The sequence below is a fragment of the Massilia arenae genome (genome assembly GCF_008014745.1).
Lineage (GTDB): Bacteria > Pseudomonadota > Gammaproteobacteria > Burkholderiales > Burkholderiaceae_D > Telluria > Telluria arenae.
In genome coordinates, this window is record NZ_VPFD01000017.1 from 16,892 (window position 1) to 31,668 (window position 14,777).

The 14,777-nt window shown below is 65.9% G+C and carries 17 protein-coding genes; 8 read left to right on the forward strand and 9 right to left on the reverse strand.

Going from position 1 to position 14,777, the window contains the following annotated elements:
• Positions 1 to 149: 149 nt before the first annotated feature.
• Together FVD38_RS16245 and FVD38_RS16250 are read left to right on the forward strand one after the other, a co-directional pair.
• Entirely contained in the window at positions 150 to 845 is a 696-nt protein-coding gene (locus tag FVD38_RS16245) for a CoA transferase subunit A (protein ID WP_123069871.1), read from the forward strand.
• Between the two features lie 24 nt (positions 846 to 869).
• Positions 870 to 1,520, forward strand: a complete 651-nt coding sequence (locus FVD38_RS16250) for a 3-oxoacid CoA-transferase subunit B (protein ID WP_147935781.1) — start codon at positions 870 to 872, stop codon at positions 1,518 to 1,520.
• Between the two features lie 74 nt (positions 1,521 to 1,594).
• Here FVD38_RS16250 and FVD38_RS16255 read toward each other — a convergent pair whose 3' ends face one another.
• The 9 genes from FVD38_RS16255 to FVD38_RS16295 form a co-directional block, all read right to left on the reverse strand.
• Positions 1,595 to 1,903, reverse strand: coding sequence for an energy transducer TonB (locus tag FVD38_RS16255; protein ID WP_187271618.1), 309 nt, complete (start codon positions 1,901 to 1,903; stop codon positions 1,595 to 1,597).
• Positions 1,904 to 1,974: 71 nt separating this feature from the next.
• Complete coding sequence (locus FVD38_RS16260) at positions 1,975 to 2,406, reverse strand: energy transducer TonB (RefSeq protein ID WP_229493719.1); 432 nt, start codon at positions 2,404 to 2,406, stop codon at positions 1,975 to 1,977.
• Positions 2,407 to 2,422: 16 nt separating this feature from the next.
• Positions 2,423 to 3,694, reverse strand: coding sequence for a M56 family metallopeptidase (locus FVD38_RS16265; protein ID WP_147935784.1), 1,272 nt, complete (start codon positions 3,692 to 3,694; stop codon positions 2,423 to 2,425).
• A complete protein-coding gene (locus FVD38_RS16270; RefSeq protein WP_005667387.1) occupies positions 3,691 to 4,077 on the reverse strand; it encodes a BlaI/MecI/CopY family transcriptional regulator in 387 nt (128 codons plus the stop codon). Before FVD38_RS16270 ends, FVD38_RS16265 begins: the two co-directional genes overlap by 4 nt.
• Positions 4,078 to 4,196: 119 nt before the next feature.
• On the reverse strand, positions 4,197 to 4,601 hold the full coding sequence (locus FVD38_RS16275) for a DNA-binding transcriptional response regulator (protein ID WP_147935785.1): 405 nt from the start codon (positions 4,599 to 4,601) through the stop codon (positions 4,197 to 4,199).
• Entirely contained in the window at positions 4,594 to 5,097 is a 504-nt protein-coding gene (locus FVD38_RS16280; protein ID WP_147935786.1) for a GAF domain-containing protein, read from the reverse strand. The genes FVD38_RS16275 and FVD38_RS16280 overlap by 8 nt, the downstream gene beginning before the upstream one ends.
• 119 nt (positions 5,098 to 5,216) lie before the next feature.
• Positions 5,217 to 6,518, reverse strand: a complete 1,302-nt coding sequence (locus FVD38_RS16285) for a dicarboxylate/amino acid:cation symporter (RefSeq protein WP_147935787.1) — start codon at positions 6,516 to 6,518, stop codon at positions 5,217 to 5,219.
• Positions 6,519 to 6,707: 189 nt separating this feature from the next.
• Positions 6,708 to 7,685, reverse strand: a complete 978-nt coding sequence (locus tag FVD38_RS16290) for an AraC family transcriptional regulator (protein WP_147935788.1) — start codon at positions 7,683 to 7,685, stop codon at positions 6,708 to 6,710.
• Positions 7,663 to 8,445, reverse strand: a complete 783-nt coding sequence (locus tag FVD38_RS16295) for a 3-hydroxybutyrate dehydrogenase (protein WP_229493721.1) — start codon at positions 8,443 to 8,445, stop codon at positions 7,663 to 7,665. Before FVD38_RS16295 ends, FVD38_RS16290 begins: the two co-directional genes overlap by 23 nt.
• 144 nt (positions 8,446 to 8,589) lie before the next feature.
• Between FVD38_RS16295 and FVD38_RS16300 the strand changes: the two genes are divergently transcribed.
• The 6 genes from FVD38_RS16300 (at position 8,590) to FVD38_RS16325 (ending at position 14,740) form a co-directional block, all read left to right on the forward strand.
• Positions 8,590 to 9,486: an alpha/beta fold hydrolase gene (locus tag FVD38_RS16300; RefSeq protein WP_147935790.1), complete on the forward strand. Its 897-nt coding sequence runs from the start codon at positions 8,590 to 8,592 to the stop codon at positions 9,484 to 9,486.
• A gap of 45 nt (positions 9,487 to 9,531) precedes the next feature.
• Positions 9,532 to 9,882 (forward strand): RidA family protein, encoded by a 351-nt coding sequence (locus tag FVD38_RS16305; RefSeq protein WP_147935791.1) that lies wholly within the window; start codon positions 9,532 to 9,534, stop codon positions 9,880 to 9,882.
• Positions 9,883 to 9,896: 14 nt separating this feature from the next.
• Entirely contained in the window at positions 9,897 to 12,137 is a 2,241-nt protein-coding gene (locus FVD38_RS16310) for a RelA/SpoT family protein (RefSeq protein ID WP_147935792.1), read from the forward strand.
• Positions 12,138 to 12,337: 200 nt separating this feature from the next.
• Positions 12,338 to 13,144 carry an MlaE family ABC transporter permease gene (locus FVD38_RS16315; protein ID WP_147935793.1) on the forward strand — a complete coding sequence of 269 codons (807 nt, stop codon included), beginning with the start codon at positions 12,338 to 12,340 and terminating at the stop codon, positions 13,142 to 13,144.
• A gap of 19 nt (positions 13,145 to 13,163) precedes the next feature.
• Entirely contained in the window at positions 13,164 to 14,111 is a 948-nt protein-coding gene (locus tag FVD38_RS16320; RefSeq protein ID WP_147935794.1) for an MlaD family protein, read from the forward strand.
• Positions 14,108 to 14,740 (forward strand): hypothetical protein, encoded by a 633-nt coding sequence (locus FVD38_RS16325; protein WP_147935795.1) that lies wholly within the window; start codon positions 14,108 to 14,110, stop codon positions 14,738 to 14,740. Before FVD38_RS16320 ends, FVD38_RS16325 begins: the two co-directional genes overlap by 4 nt.
• The last annotated feature ends 37 nt before the right edge of the window (positions 14,741 to 14,777 follow it).

Consider the following 14,777-nt stretch of genomic DNA (forward strand, 5'->3'; position numbering starts at 1 on the left):
TGCAGATCGACAGCCGTCTTCATTCGCGGTGCTATGTGTTGGGATTGGCCGTAGTTCTACGGTATTGTGCTTCTTTGTCACGTATTCTATGCTGAGAGTCTACTCAGTAGTACAGAAGAGCTTCGGCTTAACCAATAAAAGGGACGGGTATGAATAAAGTTTATCCTGACGCGCGTTCGGCCCTGGCCGGCATCGTGCAAGACGGCCAGACCATCGCCGTGGGCGGCTTCGGCCTGTGCGGCATTCCGGAAGCCCTGATCGCGGCGCTGCGCGATTCGGGCGCCAAGAACCTCACCGCCATTTCCAACAACGCCGGCGTGGATGGTTTCGGCCTCGGCCAGCTGCTGGAAACGCGCCAGATCAAGAAGATGATCTCGTCCTACGTGGGCGAAAACAAGGAATTCGCGCGCCAGTTCCTGGCCGGCGAGCTCGAACTCGAATTCACCCCGCAGGGCACCCTGGCCGAGAAGCTGCGCGCCGGCGGCGCTGGCATCCCGGCTTTCTTCACCAAGACCGGCTACGGCACGATCGTCGCCGAGGGCAAGGAAACCCGTGAGTTCGACGGCGAGCACTACGTGATGGAACATGCGCTGTTCCCGGACGTGTCGCTGGTCAAGGCCTATAAGGCCGACCGCGCCGGCAACCTGGTGTTCCGCAAGACCGCACGCAACTTCAATCCGAACGTGGCCATGGCCGGCAAGGTCTGCATCGTGGAAGTCGAACAGCTGGTCGAGATCGGCGAAATCGATCCGGACCAGGTGCACCTGGCCAGCATCTTCGTGCACCGCATCGTCCACAACCCGACGCCCGAGAAACGCATCGAACAGCGCACCGTACGCGCTTGATCACCTATATTCGGAGACAAGAACATGGCATGGACTCGTGATGAAATGGCCGCGCGCGCGGCCCGGGAGCTGCAGGACGGCTTCTATGTGAACCTGGGCATCGGCTTGCCGACCCTGGTCGCCAACTATGTACCCAAGGATATCGAGGTCTTCCTGCAGTCCGAGAATGGCCTGCTGGGCATCGGCCCATTCCCGACGGAAGAAGAAGTCGACGCCGACCTGATCAACGCCGGCAAGCAGACCGTGACGGCGCTGCCCGGCTCGGCGTACTTCAGCTCGGCCGACTCCTTCGGCATGATCCGCGGCGGCAAGATCAACCTGGCGATCCTGGGCGCGATGCAGGTGTCGGAACACGGCGACCTGGCCAACTGGATGATCCCAGGCAAGATGGTCAAGGGCATGGGCGGCGCGATGGACCTGGTCGCCGGCGTCAAGCGCGTAGTGGTCGTGATGGAGCACGTCGCTACCGCCAAGGATGGCAGCACCAGCCACAAGATCCTCAAGAAATGCGACCTGCCGCTGACCGGCGTGGGCGTGGTCGACCGCATCATCACCGACCTGGGCGTGATCGACGTGACCGATACCGGCCTCAAGGTCGTGGAACTGGCGCCCGGCGTGAGCCGTGACGAAATCGTGGCCGCCACCGGCTGCGAACTGGATACCTCGGCGCTGTAAGCAGCGCGGCCGTCAAGGACAAAGGGCGCTGGAGCTTCCAGCGCCCTTTGTCGTTATAGCGTGCCGAATCACGCTCAATCCATCTTCCAGACGTATTGCACCGGAATCCAGGCCTGGGCCGGTTTCCCCTTGTGGCTCGGCGGCCTGAAGGTGCATTGCGAGATCGCGCTGCGGGCGGCCTCGTCGAGCGACGCATTGCCGCTCGAGGTATAGACCTTCGATGCGATCACCTTGCCGTCGGGACCGACGAGGAAGCCGATCGTCGACGTGCCCTCGATCTTGTCGGCGAGAGCTTGTGGCGGATACACCGGCCGTTGGCAAGAAGCGAAGTTCACGACCGGCTGCTGCGTCGCATTCGGATTCGCGGCGGCTTGTTCCGCCATCGGCGCCTGTGTGCAACCCGCCATAACGGCGGCGGCCATGGCAGAGGCCGCGAGCATACCCAGGCTCGGCTTCATTCCGGCACCCAGGCGTATTTCAGCTCAGTCCACTGCTCCTTCGGCGCACCGTTCACCGTACCCGGCTGGAACCGGCACTTGGCGAGCGCCGCGCGCGCCGTCTCGTCCAGCGAGGCATTGCCGCTGGTCTTGCGCACCACCGCTTCGCGCACCGTGCCGTCGGCCCTGACCAGGAAGGCGAGGGTGACCGTGCCTTCGACCTTGGCGGCCAGCGCCTGCGGGGGATACTCCGGCTTGCGGCAAGACTTGAAATTCGCGACCGGCTCGGTGGTGACACTGTCCGGCATCCCGGCGAAGGGATTGACCGGCGCCGTCCCGGTGCAACCGGCCAGGACCGTGGCTGCCAGCCCCAGCCCCATCGCCATCATCGATATGCCGCCTTTTCCACGCTGGCATGGACGGGAAGGGATGCTCTCCTTGATAGGCATTACTTTTCCTTTTCTCTTATTTAGAAACCCAGACGTACTGTACCTCAGTCCACTGCTCGGTCGGCTTGCCGTCGACCGTGCCGGGCGTGAACGTGCACCTGGCCAGCGCCGTGCGGGCCGCCTCATCCAGCGACGTGTCGCCGCTCGACTTGCGCAAGGCGGTCTCGCGTACCGCCCCTTCGGCGCTGACCAGGAAGCCGAGGGTTACCGTACCCTGGATATCGCGCGCCAGCGCCTCGGCCGGATACTTCGGCCGTTCGCAGGAGTCGAACTTCGCAATCGGGATATTGACGATGCTGTCGGTCTTGGCCATTGCCGGGCTGGATGGCGGCGTCTGGGCGCAGCCGGCCAGGCCAGCGAGCAGGAATCCGAGCACCGGGATCGCGGCTTTCCAGTTCAGCGCTTCGGTATCGGGACGAACCAGTTGTTTGATGCGTGACATGAGATCTCCTCCGTTGGCCGCCTGGGCCAGGTGGTGGGTGGAGAACTGGAGTTTCTCCAGTTCCGAGAGGGCCAGGGCCAGGCGCCGCGGTTCGCCCAGTTGCCGTGCCGCGATGGAGTCGGCGATCTGTTCCCGTTCGACGCGGATGCGGCGCGAGATCCACCAGACCGCCGGGTGGTAGAACAACAGCGATTCGATGACGTTCTGGCACAGGTTGACCAGGTAGTCGTGGCGCCGGATGTGCGCCAGTTCGTGCGCCAGCAGCGCTTCCAGCAGGTGCGGGGGCATGGTAGTTACCAGCGAGGCCGGCACCAGCACCACCGGACGCCACCAGCCGGCGGTGACCGGGCTTGATAAACCGTTGACGATGCGCAGGCGGATCGGCCGCGCCAGACCGAATTGCGTGGCGAGGCGGTCGAGGCGCGCCTGCCATGCCGGATCGTGGCCTTCCCGCATGGCCGCGCGCCGCACCCAGATGAGCCCCGCGATCATGCGCAGCGCCAGGAACAGCGCGCAGACCGCCCAGGCGCCCACGATCCAGGCCAGGTTGCGCTGGAACAGGCCGCTCCAGCCACTTTCTTGTGCCACGCCGACTGCGGCGCCGGACAGCACGATCGCGAGGGCGCCATCGGCGCCGCTGTCGCTACCCAAGCGCAGGAATAGTTCGGTTGCCGGCCATGCCAGGCACAGCAGCAGCCCGATGCAGGCGACGAGGTAGCGCGTCTCGGGACGCGCCTTGCGCAGCAGGGTGAGGGCGAGCGCGGTCTGGCCACCGACCAATGCGCCCTGCCAGCTGAAATGGATCAGCGTCCAGCCGATGCTGTCGACGATGCCGAAGGCGTTCATCGCTTGTCCTCGTCCTTCAGGAGCTGCTCGATCTCGTCCCGTTCCTTCTTCGAGATGCCGCTTTTCAGCGCGGCCAGCACCAAAGCCTTGGCCGAGCCCGAGAAGGCGCGCTGCATCAGGTCTTGCAGCAGATTGGTCTGCAGGGCATCGCGTTCATGCACCGGCGCATACACGTGCGAACGTTCGCTCTCGTCGCGGCTGAGCAAGCCCTTGCCGTGCATGACCTGCATCAGGCGCAACACCGTGGCATAGGTGACGTCGGGGCGCTGCGGGAGCATCGCCTCGTGCACCTGCTTGGCGGTGGCTGCGCCGAGCGGCCAGAGCACTTGCAGCAGGTCGAGTTCGGCGGGCGTGGGCTTGGGAGCGTCGGGGGAGCGCGGCATGACATGACCTCGTCTGTTCAGGGTGTACCTAGATTATCCTGTCTAGATTGCGATGTCTACATCAATTCGCGTGTTCACCCGTGCTGGGTAGTGTGAGGCGATGCCGCGGACATGGCCGGTCAGGGCAGGCGCGGAATCGCGCCGAATCGCTCGATCGTTTCCAGCAGCACCTTGGCGCGGAATGGCTTGAGAATGACGCGGCTGATATTGCGGTCGCGTAGCGCACTCAGCAGTTCTGCCGTAGCCTGCTCGGCCATGATGGCGATCGGCATTGTCTTGCCCGGCGCATCGTCGGCGCGCAAGCGGTCGATCAGGCCCAGGTCGTATTGCCGGTCGGCGCCACGACCGACGCAATCGACGGCGACCACGGCGCCATGGAAAGTGCGCGAGCGCAGCAGGCGCAGCGCGGCGTCGTTGCTGGCCGCTTCATGCACCTGGCTCATGCAGAGGCTGCGCGCCGTCATGACCACGGTGCGGCGCAACATCGGCTCCGGTTCGACCAGCAGGATGTGGCTGTCAGGCATCGTGTTTTTCCTCCGTGCGCGCCAGTTCCATCACCGCCAGGTCGCGCAGCGTACCGAGGATGCCCAGGTCGAGCGCGTCGAGCGTGCGCGGCCGGCGGTCGATCAGGCACAGGGTGCCCAGGCGCAGGCCGGATGGCAGCGCCAGCGGCGCGCCGGCATAGAAGCGGATGTGCGGGGCGCCCGTCACCAGCGGGTTGTCGGCGAAGCGCGGGTCTTGCAGCGCATCGTCGACCATCATGATGTCGTCGCTCAGGATGGCGTGCGAGCAGAACGAGATGTCGCGTCCCGTCTCGCACACTTTGGTGCCGACGCGCGCCTTGAACCACTGGCGCTCGACGTCGAGCAGGGTAATCAGGACGATCGGCATGTCGAATTCGCTGGCGGCGAATTGGGCGATCTTGTCGAAGCGTTCCTCGGGCGGGGTGTCGAGGATCAGCAGCTCGTAAAGGGCAGCGAGGCGGCTGGCCTCATTATCGGGTTTGGCGGCGATGTGCATCGTGGGCGCGGGCGTCAATCTTGGTAGGCGCAATATAGCAGACACGTTGCGGGCATAAAAACGCGGGCATAAAAAAACCGTGCCACGAGGGCACGGTTTCCTGGACAGGTAGTGAGGGATTACGCCGCTTCGCGCACTTCCTTCATGCTGTTCTGGTCTTCGATATGGACGCGACCACTCAGGACGTCGTCCATGCGCGCCGTATCCAGTTCCTTCTCCCACTTCGACACCACCACCGTCGCGACACCGTTGCCGATGAAGTTGGTCAGGGCGCGCGCTTCGCTCATGAAGCGGTCGATACCGAGGATCAGGGCCATGCCCGCCACCGGAATGGTCGGCACCACGGCCAGGGTCGCGGCCAGGGTGATGAATCCGGCGCCGGTGATGCCCGATGCGCCTTTCGAGGTCAGCATCGCCACCAGCAGGATGGTCAATTCCTGGGTCAGGGTCAGGTCGGTATTGGTGGCCTGCGCCACGAACAGCGCCGCCATCGTCATGTAGATATTGGTGCCGTCCAGGTTGAACGAGTAGCCGGTCGGAACGACCAGGCCGACCACTGGCTTCGAGCAGCCCAGCTTTTCCAGCTTGCGCATCAGGTTCGGCAGGGCGCTTTCCGACGACGAGGTGCCCAGCACGATCAGCAGTTCTTCCTTGATGTACTTGATGAACTTGAAGATCGAGAAGCCGGTGAACCTGGCGATCAGGCCCAGCACGATGAAGACGAACAGCGCGCAGGTCAGGTAGAACGAACCCATCAGCTTGGCCAGCGGCAGCAGCGAGGCGATGCCGTATTTGCCGATGGTGAAGGCCATCGCGCCGAAGGCGCCGAGCGGGGCGACTTTCATGACGATGTTGACGATGCCGAAGATCACGTGGGCGATGTCGTCGATGAACTTGGTCACCGGACGGCCGCGTTCGCCCATCATCGACAGCGAGAAGCCGAACAGGATCGCGACCAGCAGCACTTGCAGGATATTACCGGTGGCGAAAGCATCCACGAACGTCGTCGGGATGATGTGCATGATGAACTCGGTCGTGGTCTGGGCATGCGCATTGGTGGTGTATTGCGCGATCGAGCTCGAATCGAGGTGGGCCGGATCGACGTTGAAGCCGGCGCCCGGCTTGGCCAGGTTGGCGACCACCAGGCCGATGGCCAGGGCGAAGGTCGACACGACTTCGAAATAGATCAGCGCCTTGCCGCCGACGCGGCCGATCTTCTTCATGTCCTGCATCCCGGCGATGCCGGCAACGACGGTACAGAAGATCACGGGGGCGATGATCATCTTGATCAGTTTGATGAAGCCGTCTCCCAATGGCTTCATCGCGGTGCCCAGTTCGGGGTAGAACACCCCCAGCAACACGCCAAGGACGATGGCGATCAGCACCTGGACATACAGTACTTTATAAAAAGGCTTCTTCATGGCAACTCTTCAACGAGGTTGGTGGTTGTTCCATGTTGGAGCAATCGTTCCCTGCGGGCTATTGTGGAAATCCGCATGCTGCACTGCACCAGGGCATTGTGGAAAACCACGCACCGCAGCGGTGCGAGAGGGAAGGGGCGTCAACAGCGTGTGCGCCATGGCCCTTCTGGCAGAGGGCAGTACCCGGCTTCAGGCGGCCATTGCGGCGCGGCGCCAGGCGCCCGGCCCCACGCCGTAGCGGCGCTTGAAGACACGGCTGAACGCCGCCTCGGACTGGTAGCCGACCGCTTCGCCGATCGCCGCGATCGGCCGGGTGTCGCGCGCCAGCCACTGCGCGGCCTGGGTCATGCGCAACTGTACCAATGCATCGAGCGGCGTTGTCCCCGCCAATTGGCGGAACAGGCGCGCGAAGGTGGCGCGTGACATGAAGCAGGCCGCCGCCAGCTCTTCCACCAGCCAGGAGCGGTCCAGTTGCGCCAGCATCAGGCGCAGCGCGGGACCAAGGCGGCGGTCGGCGAGCACCGCCAGCAGGCCCGGCGTGGTCGGACTGTCGTCGAGCCAGGCGCGCAGCAGCAGCGTGAACAGCGCCCCGGACAGTTGCGCCACCACGGCTGCGGCGCCGGGGCGGGCGCTGTCGGCTTCGCTGCGCAGCATCGTCACCAGCGCCAGCAGGCCCGCGAAGTCGGGGCGTGAAGAGGCGTGCACGACGATCATGGCGGGCAGCGCCGGCTGCAGGACGCGGCGTGCGCCGTCGTCGAACACGAACTGGCCGCACAGGATGCCGGTCGGCGCGCCGTCGCCGCCATTGGCGACCCAGCGCAGCGGCGCCGGGCCCGGCACGTCCGTCAGCGGACGCGCCTGCTCCGGCGGGCCCGCATACAAGCGGTGCGCGCCGCCCTGCGGGAAGACGACGATGTCGCCGGCGCGCAGGGCGATCCGTTCGCCGCTGGGCGTGTCGACCGCGGCTTCGCCCTCGACGATCAGGTGGTAGGGCGCCACGCCGGCGCTGGCCGCCGGCTGCTCCAGCACCCACGGCGCGGCCAGCGCGCAGCGGATGTCGAGCGAGGTGCGCAGGGTGAACAGCGACAGCAGGCGGCTGAGCGCATCGATGCCCTGGGCCGCGCCGCCGTCGGCCGCCTCGGGCCTATTGCGCAGCCCAGCCTCCATCCATATTCCAGGCCACGCCGCGCACCTGGGCGGCGGCCGGGCTGCAGAAGAACACGGCCAGCGCGCCCAGTTCTTCCGGGGTCACGAATTCGCCCGAGGGCTGCTTTTCGGACAGCAGGGCCCTGCGTGCGGCGTCGTTGTCCAGGCCCTCGCGCGCGGCGCGTTCGTCGACCTGTTTCTGCACCAGCGGGGTCAGCACGAAGCCGGGGCAGATCGCATTCGCGGTCACGCCGGTCTGCGCCGTCTCGAGCGCCGTCACCTTGGTGAAGCCGACCAGGCCGTGCTTGGCGGCGACGTAGGCCGATTTCTGGCTCGATCCCACCAGGCCGTGCACCGACGCCAGGTTGATGATGCGGCCCCAGTTTTTCTGCTTCATGCCGGGCAGGGCCAGGCGGGTCGTGTGGAAGGCCGAGCTGAGGTTGATGGCGATGATGGCGTCCCATTTCTCGGTGGGGAAGTCCTCGACCGCGGCCACATGCTGGATGCCGGCGTTGTTGACCAGGACGTCGATCCCGCCGAATTTTTCGTTGGCGAAGGCCATCAAGGCCTCGATTTCCTCTGGCTTGGACATGTCGGCGTTGTGGTAGGCCGTCTGCACCCCGAATTCGGCGCCGATGTCGGTGTACAGCTTCTCGATCTGCTGGGCGTCGCCGAAGCCGTTGAACACGATGTTGGCGCCCTGTTCGGCCAGCGAGCGCGCGATTCCGAGCCCGATGCCGGAGGTCGAACCGGTGACGAGAGCCGTTTTGCCAACTAGCATGGTGGATTTCATTGTGTCCTCTATGTGAAGGTGATCGGGGGAACTTCCTAAGAATTGGTAGAATTCTAATCGCAACGCCATCGCAATGGTGAATTGCACAGCCGCCGCCAACCGGCGGGTCCATATTGTCATCACGGAGTCACGATGTCTGAACCCAGATTAAAAAGCGTCCAGTGCAGCTCGCCCGCCGGGCTGCACCGCGTCGCCTATAAGGAATGGGGCGACGCGGACAATCCGAAGGTGCTGGTCTGCGTGCACGGCGTGACCCGCGTCGGCGACGATTTCGACCATCTGGCGCGCGCCCTGTGCGATGAATACCGTGTGGTGTGCCCGGACATCGTGGGGCGCGGGCGCTCGGAGCGCCTGCGCGACCCGGCCTATTACACGGTGCCGCAATACGTGGCCGATATGGTGACGCTGATCGCGCGCGTCACAGCCGGCGCCAGCGCCGGGGGTGGGCCAGACGACGAAGGAGTAGCCTGGTTCGGCACCTCGATGGGCGGCCTGATCGGCATGGCGCTGGCCGCGCTCGAGGGTAATCCGGTGCGCAGGTTCGTGCTCAACGATATCGGGCCGGTGCTCGATGGCGCCGCGCTGCGGCGCATCGGCGACTACATCGGCCAGGACCTGCGCTTCCCCAGCTTCGCCGCCGGGGCCGATTTCGTGAAAACGGTGTCGGCATCCTTCGGCCCCCATTCCGACGACGAATGGCGCAAGCTGGCGGCCGACGTCCTGCGCGAGGGGCGGGATGGCCAGTGGGAGCGCCACTACGACTTGAACCTGGCGCAGCCGTTTCGCGCCATCACGCTGGAAGGCGCGGCCCAGGACGAGGCCGCGCTGTGGGCGGCCTGGGACGCGATCCGCTGCCCGACCCTGCTGGTGCGCGGCGAGCAGTCCGACCTGCTGTCGCGCGAGACGGCGCAGCAGATGACGCAGCGCGGACCGCGTCCGCGCCTGGTCGAGATCCCCGGGGTGGGCCATGCGCCGACCTTCGTGCATGACGACCAGATCGCGATTGCGCGCGCGTTCTTAGTTGGCTGAATAGTTGGCTGAATATTTACCTTTTCGACATAGAAGAAAGAGATCATGGAAATCAAACGACTGCATGTAGGCAAACGACTGTCCGAAGTAGCGATCCACAACGACACCATCTACCTGGCCGGCCAGATCGCCGAAGACACCAGCCAGGGCATCGAGGAGCAGATGCGCGAAGTGCTGGGTCACGTCGACCGCCTGCTGGGCGAGGCCGGCAGCGACAAGACCTGCATCCTCTCCTGCCAGATCTTCATTTCCAGCATGGACAACTTCCCCGGCATGAACAGCGTCTGGGACGAGTGGGTGGCGCAGGGCCATACCCCGCCGCGCGCGACCGTCGAAGCGAAGCTCGCCAACCCCGCCTGCCTGGTCGAGGTCTGCGTCATCGCCGGCCTGCGCTAAGGCAGCGCCGTCGTATGGTATCGACCGCCCTGCTGGGCGACGTCAACAGCGGCCTGGTCCAGGGACTGGGGCAGGAGGACTGCGTGCGCGTGCACGCGGCGCTCGAGTACGCGGCCGCGGGCTATGGCGAACGGGTTGCGGCCTCGGGCCAGGGCGCCTTCGAGTTCTCGCTCGGCGCGGCCGGCACCCTGGCCTACCTGAACACCGACGCCGAGACCCGCATCGCGGGCCTCTTGTTCGAGCTGGCGCTGATGGATCCTTCCACCTTCGGACGCATCGAGGAGCGCTTTGGCCCCGAGGTGGCGGCGCTGGTGCAGGGCGTGCACCAGCTGATCCGCCTGCGCGACCTGACCGCCGGCCAGGCGCCGGTGGGCAGCGGCAAGAACGCGGCCCAGCAGGCCGCGGCCCAGAACGAAACGCTGCGCAAGATGCTGCTGGCGATGGCCACCGACATGCGCGTGGTCCTGATGCGCCTGGCCTCGTGCGCCGCCACCTTGCGCTACTTCGCCGAACATAAACGCTTCGACGAGGTCACGCGCGCCTATGGCCGCGAAGTGCTGGATTTCTATGCGCCGCTGGCCAACCGGCTCGGCATCTGGCAACTGAAATGGGAGCTGGAAGACCTGGCTTTCCGCTTCATCGAGCCGGACACCTATAAACGCATCGCCAAGATGCTCGAAGAGAAGCGCATGTCGCGCGAGAGCTTCGTGGCCTCGTCGATCGCGCGCCTGCAAAACGAACTGGCCGCGGCCGGCATCAAGGCCGACGTCTCGGGACGGCCGAAGCACATCTACAGCATCTGGAGCAAGATGCGCGGCAAGGAGCTCGATTTCTCGGAGCTCTATGACGTGCGCGCCTTCCGCGTGATCGTGCCCGACATCAAGACCTGCTACACGGTGCTGGGCGTGATCCACAATATCTGGACCCCGGTGCCGAAGGAGTTCGACGACTACATCTCGCGGCCCAAGCCGAACGGCTACCGCTCGCTGCACACGGTGGTGACGGCCGACGACGGCCGTCCGCTCGAAGTGCAGATCCGCACGCAAGAGATGCACAACTTCGCCGAGTACGGCATCGCCGCCCACTGGCGCTACAAGGAAGAGGGCGGCTCCAACTTCAAGAGCCAGGCCTATGACGAGAAGATCGCCTGGCTGCGCCAGCTGCTGGCCTGGAAGACCGACGTCACCGACGCCGTGGCCGGCCAGGAAGACCTGCAGAAGGAATGGGTCGAGAAGCTCAAGGCGACCAGCCTGGACGACCGCATCTTCGTGCTGACGCCGCAGGCGCGGGTGCTGGAGCTGCCGGTCGGCGCAACGCCGATCGACTTCGCCTATCACCTGCACAGCGACGTCGGCCACCGCTGCCGCGGCGCCAAGATCGACGGCACGATGGTGCCGCTGAATACCCAGCTCAAGAACGGCCAGACCTGCGAGATCATCACCGCCAAGGGTGGCGCCGCCGGCCAGGGGCCGTCGCGCGACTGGCTCAGTCCCGGCTATGCGGCCAGCAGCCGCACCCGCTCCAAGATCCGCGCCTGGTTCCACGCCCTGGACCAGGCCGAGACCCTGGCCCAGGGCCGCGCTGCGGTCGAGAAATCTCTCCAGCGCGAGGGCAAGACCGCGGTCAACCTCGAGCTGCTGGCGCAGAAGCTGGGCTTCGCCAAGGTGGACGAACTGTTCATCGAGGTCGGCAAGGACAAATTCAGCCTGCGCCACGTGGAAGCGGCGCTGCATGAAGGCGCCGAGCCGGCTCCCGTCGAAGACGCGGCGGTGGTCAATAAAAGCCGTGCATCGAGCGTGGAGCAGGGCGCCAAGTCGGGCGTGCTGGTGGTGGGCACCGAGGGGCTGATGACGGTGCTGGCCAAGTGCTGCAAACCAGCGCCGCCGGACCCGATCGTCGGTTTCGTCACGCGCGGCAAGGGCGTCTCGATCCATCGCCTCAGTTGCAAGAACTTCGCCGAGATGCAGGCCAAGTCGCCCGAGCGCGTGATCCACGTCGAGTGGGGGATGGCCGGGGTCGAAACCGTGTACCCGGTCGACCTGTTCATCCTGGCGCAAGACCGGCAAGGCCTGCTGCGCGACATCTCCGAGGTGTTCTCGCGCGAGAAGATCAATGTGATCGGGGTGAATACCCAAAGCGCCAAGGGGCAGGCGCGCATGGTGTTCACGGCGGAGATCGGGTCGACGGCGCAGGCGCAGAAGGCGCTGGCGGCGATCATGGAGGTGTCGGGGGTGATGGAGGCGAGGAGGCAGTAGGTGTGCGTGCAGACTTGGGTTCCCGCCTGCGCGGGAACGACGTTGATCTAGTGATGCGCTGTGCATGCTGATCAGCTTTGACCAAGTACGTATGCACGTCGTCCCCGCGCAGGCGGGGACCCAAGTGACATGCTCACCACGAACGTAATCATTTGTCACGAGTCCGCGCAATCCCTTGCAACCGAAGTATCATTCTGCCCATGCCGCGAACGATCCCGCCCATCGCCCAACCTACCCTGTGGCCCGCCTACCTGGCGCGCTACCTGCGCAGCTGGTGGTACATGATCCACCTGGGCGCGATCGCCGTCGTCACGGCGCTCTCGCCCTCCACCTGGCGCCGCGCGAGCTTCCACGCCACCGCGCGCCACATCCACGCCAGCACCTGGCAGGTGCTGCCCTGGTTCACGCTGGCGTCCTGCCTGGTCAGCCTGGTCATCATCCGCATCGTGCTGGTCACGGCCAAGAGCTACGGCCTGTCCGGCCTCGCCCTCGAGATAGTGGTGCGGGTGCTGGTGCTGGAGCTGATTCCACTATCTGCGGCGCTGTTCGTGGCCCTGCGCGCCAGCATGGCCTTCGACGCCTCGGCCCTGGGTCTGGCCCGTTCCGGCCTGTCGATCCGCGCCGCCAGCGACGAAGCGCTGAGGCGCGTGCGGCGCGACCTGGTGCCGCAGCTGATCGCCAATGCGGTGGCGGTGCTGTCCCTGGCGATGGTCACGTCGATCATCGTGCTGCTGCTGGCCTACCTGAACGTGTATGGCCTGTCGCCCTGGGGCATCCCCGACTACACCCGCACCGTGGGCCGCGTGTTCGCGCCGGTGGTGACGGCCGGCTTCGTGCTCAAGACGGTGCTGTTCGGCCTGGCCGTGGCCCTGATCCCCACTGCCGCCGTGCTCGAATTGCAGCGCTATCCGCGCGCCCTGGCCACCAGCGTGCAGCCCGGCGCGTTGCGCCTGCTGTTCGTGCTGATCGTGATCGAGGCCGGCTCGCTGGCCCTGAAATACATCTGAATCCTTGAAGAAGAACACCATGCCGGACCTGACTCCCGATCCATCCATCCCCGACGAACCGAAGAACGTCGAAGCCAAGGCGGTGATCCTGCTGGTGCTGCTCGGTTTCATGATCGCGGGCTTCGTGCTGTACGTGATGTACGCGCGCGGCGTGTTCGAGCCGACCCAGCGCCTGACCCTGGTGGCCGAGGATTCGTCCGGCGTCATCCCCGGCATGGACATGACCTTCGCCGGCTTTCCGATCGGGCGCGTGCGCCAGGTCGACCTGGGCGACGACGGCAAGGTGCAGATCACGGTCGACGTCCAGAGCAAGGATGCCAAGTGGCTGCGTGCCTCGAGCGTGTTCACGCTGGAGTCGAGCATCGTGGGCGAGACCCGCCTGCGCGCCTACACCGGCGTGCTGACCGACGCGCCGCTGCCGCCCAATTCCACCCGTACCGTGCTGCGCGGCGACGCCACCGCCGAGATCCCACGCATCGTCGCCACCGCCAGGGCGCTGCTGGAAAACCTGGAAACCATGACGGCATCGGGCTCCGACGTCAACGCCAGCCTGGCCAACCTGTCGGCGGTGACCGGGCGCATGTCGGGCCGCTACGGCGTGCTCGGTGGGGCGCTGGGCGGCGATGAAGAGGCGAAGAAGCTCATGGAAGCGCTGGACCGGGTCAACCTTATCCTGGCCAAGGCCGACCAGCGCGTGTTCGGCAAGGCCGGCGTGATGGACGACACGCAAGCCGCGATCCGCCAGCTGGACGTGGTCCTGCAGGACGCCAGCACCACGCTGAAGAAGGTCGACGCGGTGCTGGTCGAGGCCCAGGCGGTGGGCGCGAACACGCGCGAGGCCACCGAAGACCTGGGCGCCCTGCGCGGCGAGGTCGACGCCAGCTTGCGCAAGGTGAATCGCCTGGTCGAGGAGATTAACCGGAAATGGCCGTTCGCACGGAGTAGCCAGGAGATCAAGCTGCCATGAAGATCGCATATATAGTCATCGCAGCCGCCCTGGCAGGCTGCGCGAGCAAGCCATTGCCGCCCGACTGGCAGGCCAACGCCAAGGGCGCGCTCGACGCCTCGGTCGACGATTACCTGAAGGGCCATACGGCAGCGGCGGCATCGGAATTCCGTGAGGCGCGCGCCGAGACGGCGGCCACCGGCCGGCCCGATCGCGTGGCCCAGGTCGAGCTGGTGCGTTGCGCGGCGCAGGCGGCCAGCCTGGTGTTCGAGGATTGTCCCGGTTATGCGGCGCTGACCGCCGACGCCACGCCGGCGCAGCGTACCTACGCCGCCTACCTGGCGGGGCAGTGGGAGGGACTGGACGTGGCGCTGCTGCCCGAGCAGCATCGCGCCGTGGTCGGCGGTGGAGCGCTGGACAAGATCGAAGACCCGCTGTCGCGCATGGTTGCGGCCGGGGCGCTGTTCAAGGCCGGGCGCATGACGCCGCAGGGCATCGAGTTGGCGGCCGACACGGCGTCGAACCAGGGCTGGCGCCGGCCCTTGCTGGCCTGGCTCGGGGTGCAGGAGCAGCGTGCCAGGGCCGCCGGCGACACGGCGGCGGTCGAGGGCATCCGGCGCCGCATCGCGCTGGTCTCGGGCGAGAACTAGCGGTCTGCCGGCGGGGTGCCCGGACTATTCGTCGTTA

Bases quoted from the DNA above. Each gene is read 5' to 3' on its own strand.
- FVD38_RS16325 (WP_147935795.1), top strand. From the start codon at position 14,108: ATGAAGATCGCATATATAGTCATCGCAGCCGCCCTGGCAGGCTGCGCG.
- FVD38_RS16275 (WP_147935785.1), bottom strand. From the start codon at position 4,601: ATGCCTGACAGCCACATCCTGCTGGTCGAACCGGAGCCGATGTTGCGC.
- FVD38_RS16280 (WP_147935786.1), bottom strand. From the start codon at position 5,097: ATGCACATCGCCGCCAAACCCGATAATGAGGCCAGCCGCCTCGCTGCC.
- FVD38_RS16245 (WP_123069871.1), top strand. From the start codon at position 150: ATGAATAAAGTTTATCCTGACGCGCGTTCGGCCCTGGCCGGCATCGTG.
- FVD38_RS16310 (WP_147935792.1), top strand. From the start codon at position 9,897: ATGGTATCGACCGCCCTGCTGGGCGACGTCAACAGCGGCCTGGTCCAG.
- FVD38_RS16300 (WP_147935790.1), top strand. From the start codon at position 8,590: ATGTCTGAACCCAGATTAAAAAGCGTCCAGTGCAGCTCGCCCGCCGGG.
- FVD38_RS16265 (WP_147935784.1), bottom strand. From the start codon at position 3,694: ATGAACGCCTTCGGCATCGTCGACAGCATCGGCTGGACGCTGATCCAT.
- FVD38_RS16295 (WP_229493721.1), bottom strand. From the start codon at position 8,445: ATGCTAGTTGGCAAAACGGCTCTCGTCACCGGTTCGACCTCCGGCATC.
- FVD38_RS16255 (WP_187271618.1), bottom strand. From the start codon at position 1,903: ATGGCGGAACAAGCCGCCGCGAATCCGAATGCGACGCAGCAGCCGGTC.
- FVD38_RS16320 (WP_147935794.1), top strand. From the start codon at position 13,164: ATGCCGGACCTGACTCCCGATCCATCCATCCCCGACGAACCGAAGAAC.
- FVD38_RS16250 (WP_147935781.1), top strand. From the start codon at position 870: ATGGCATGGACTCGTGATGAAATGGCCGCGCGCGCGGCCCGGGAGCTG.
- FVD38_RS16270 (WP_005667387.1), bottom strand. From the start codon at position 4,077: ATGCCGCGCTCCCCCGACGCTCCCAAGCCCACGCCCGCCGAACTCGAC.
- FVD38_RS16305 (WP_147935791.1), top strand. From the start codon at position 9,532: ATGGAAATCAAACGACTGCATGTAGGCAAACGACTGTCCGAAGTAGCG.
- FVD38_RS16285 (WP_147935787.1), bottom strand. From the start codon at position 6,518: ATGAAGAAGCCTTTTTATAAAGTACTGTATGTCCAGGTGCTGATCGCC.
- FVD38_RS16315 (WP_147935793.1), top strand. From the start codon at position 12,338: ATGCCGCGAACGATCCCGCCCATCGCCCAACCTACCCTGTGGCCCGCC.
- FVD38_RS16290 (WP_147935788.1), bottom strand. From the start codon at position 7,685: ATGGAGGCTGGGCTGCGCAATAGGCCCGAGGCGGCCGACGGCGGCGCG.
- FVD38_RS16260 (WP_229493719.1), bottom strand. From the start codon at position 2,406: ATGCCTATCAAGGAGAGCATCCCTTCCCGTCCATGCCAGCGTGGAAAA.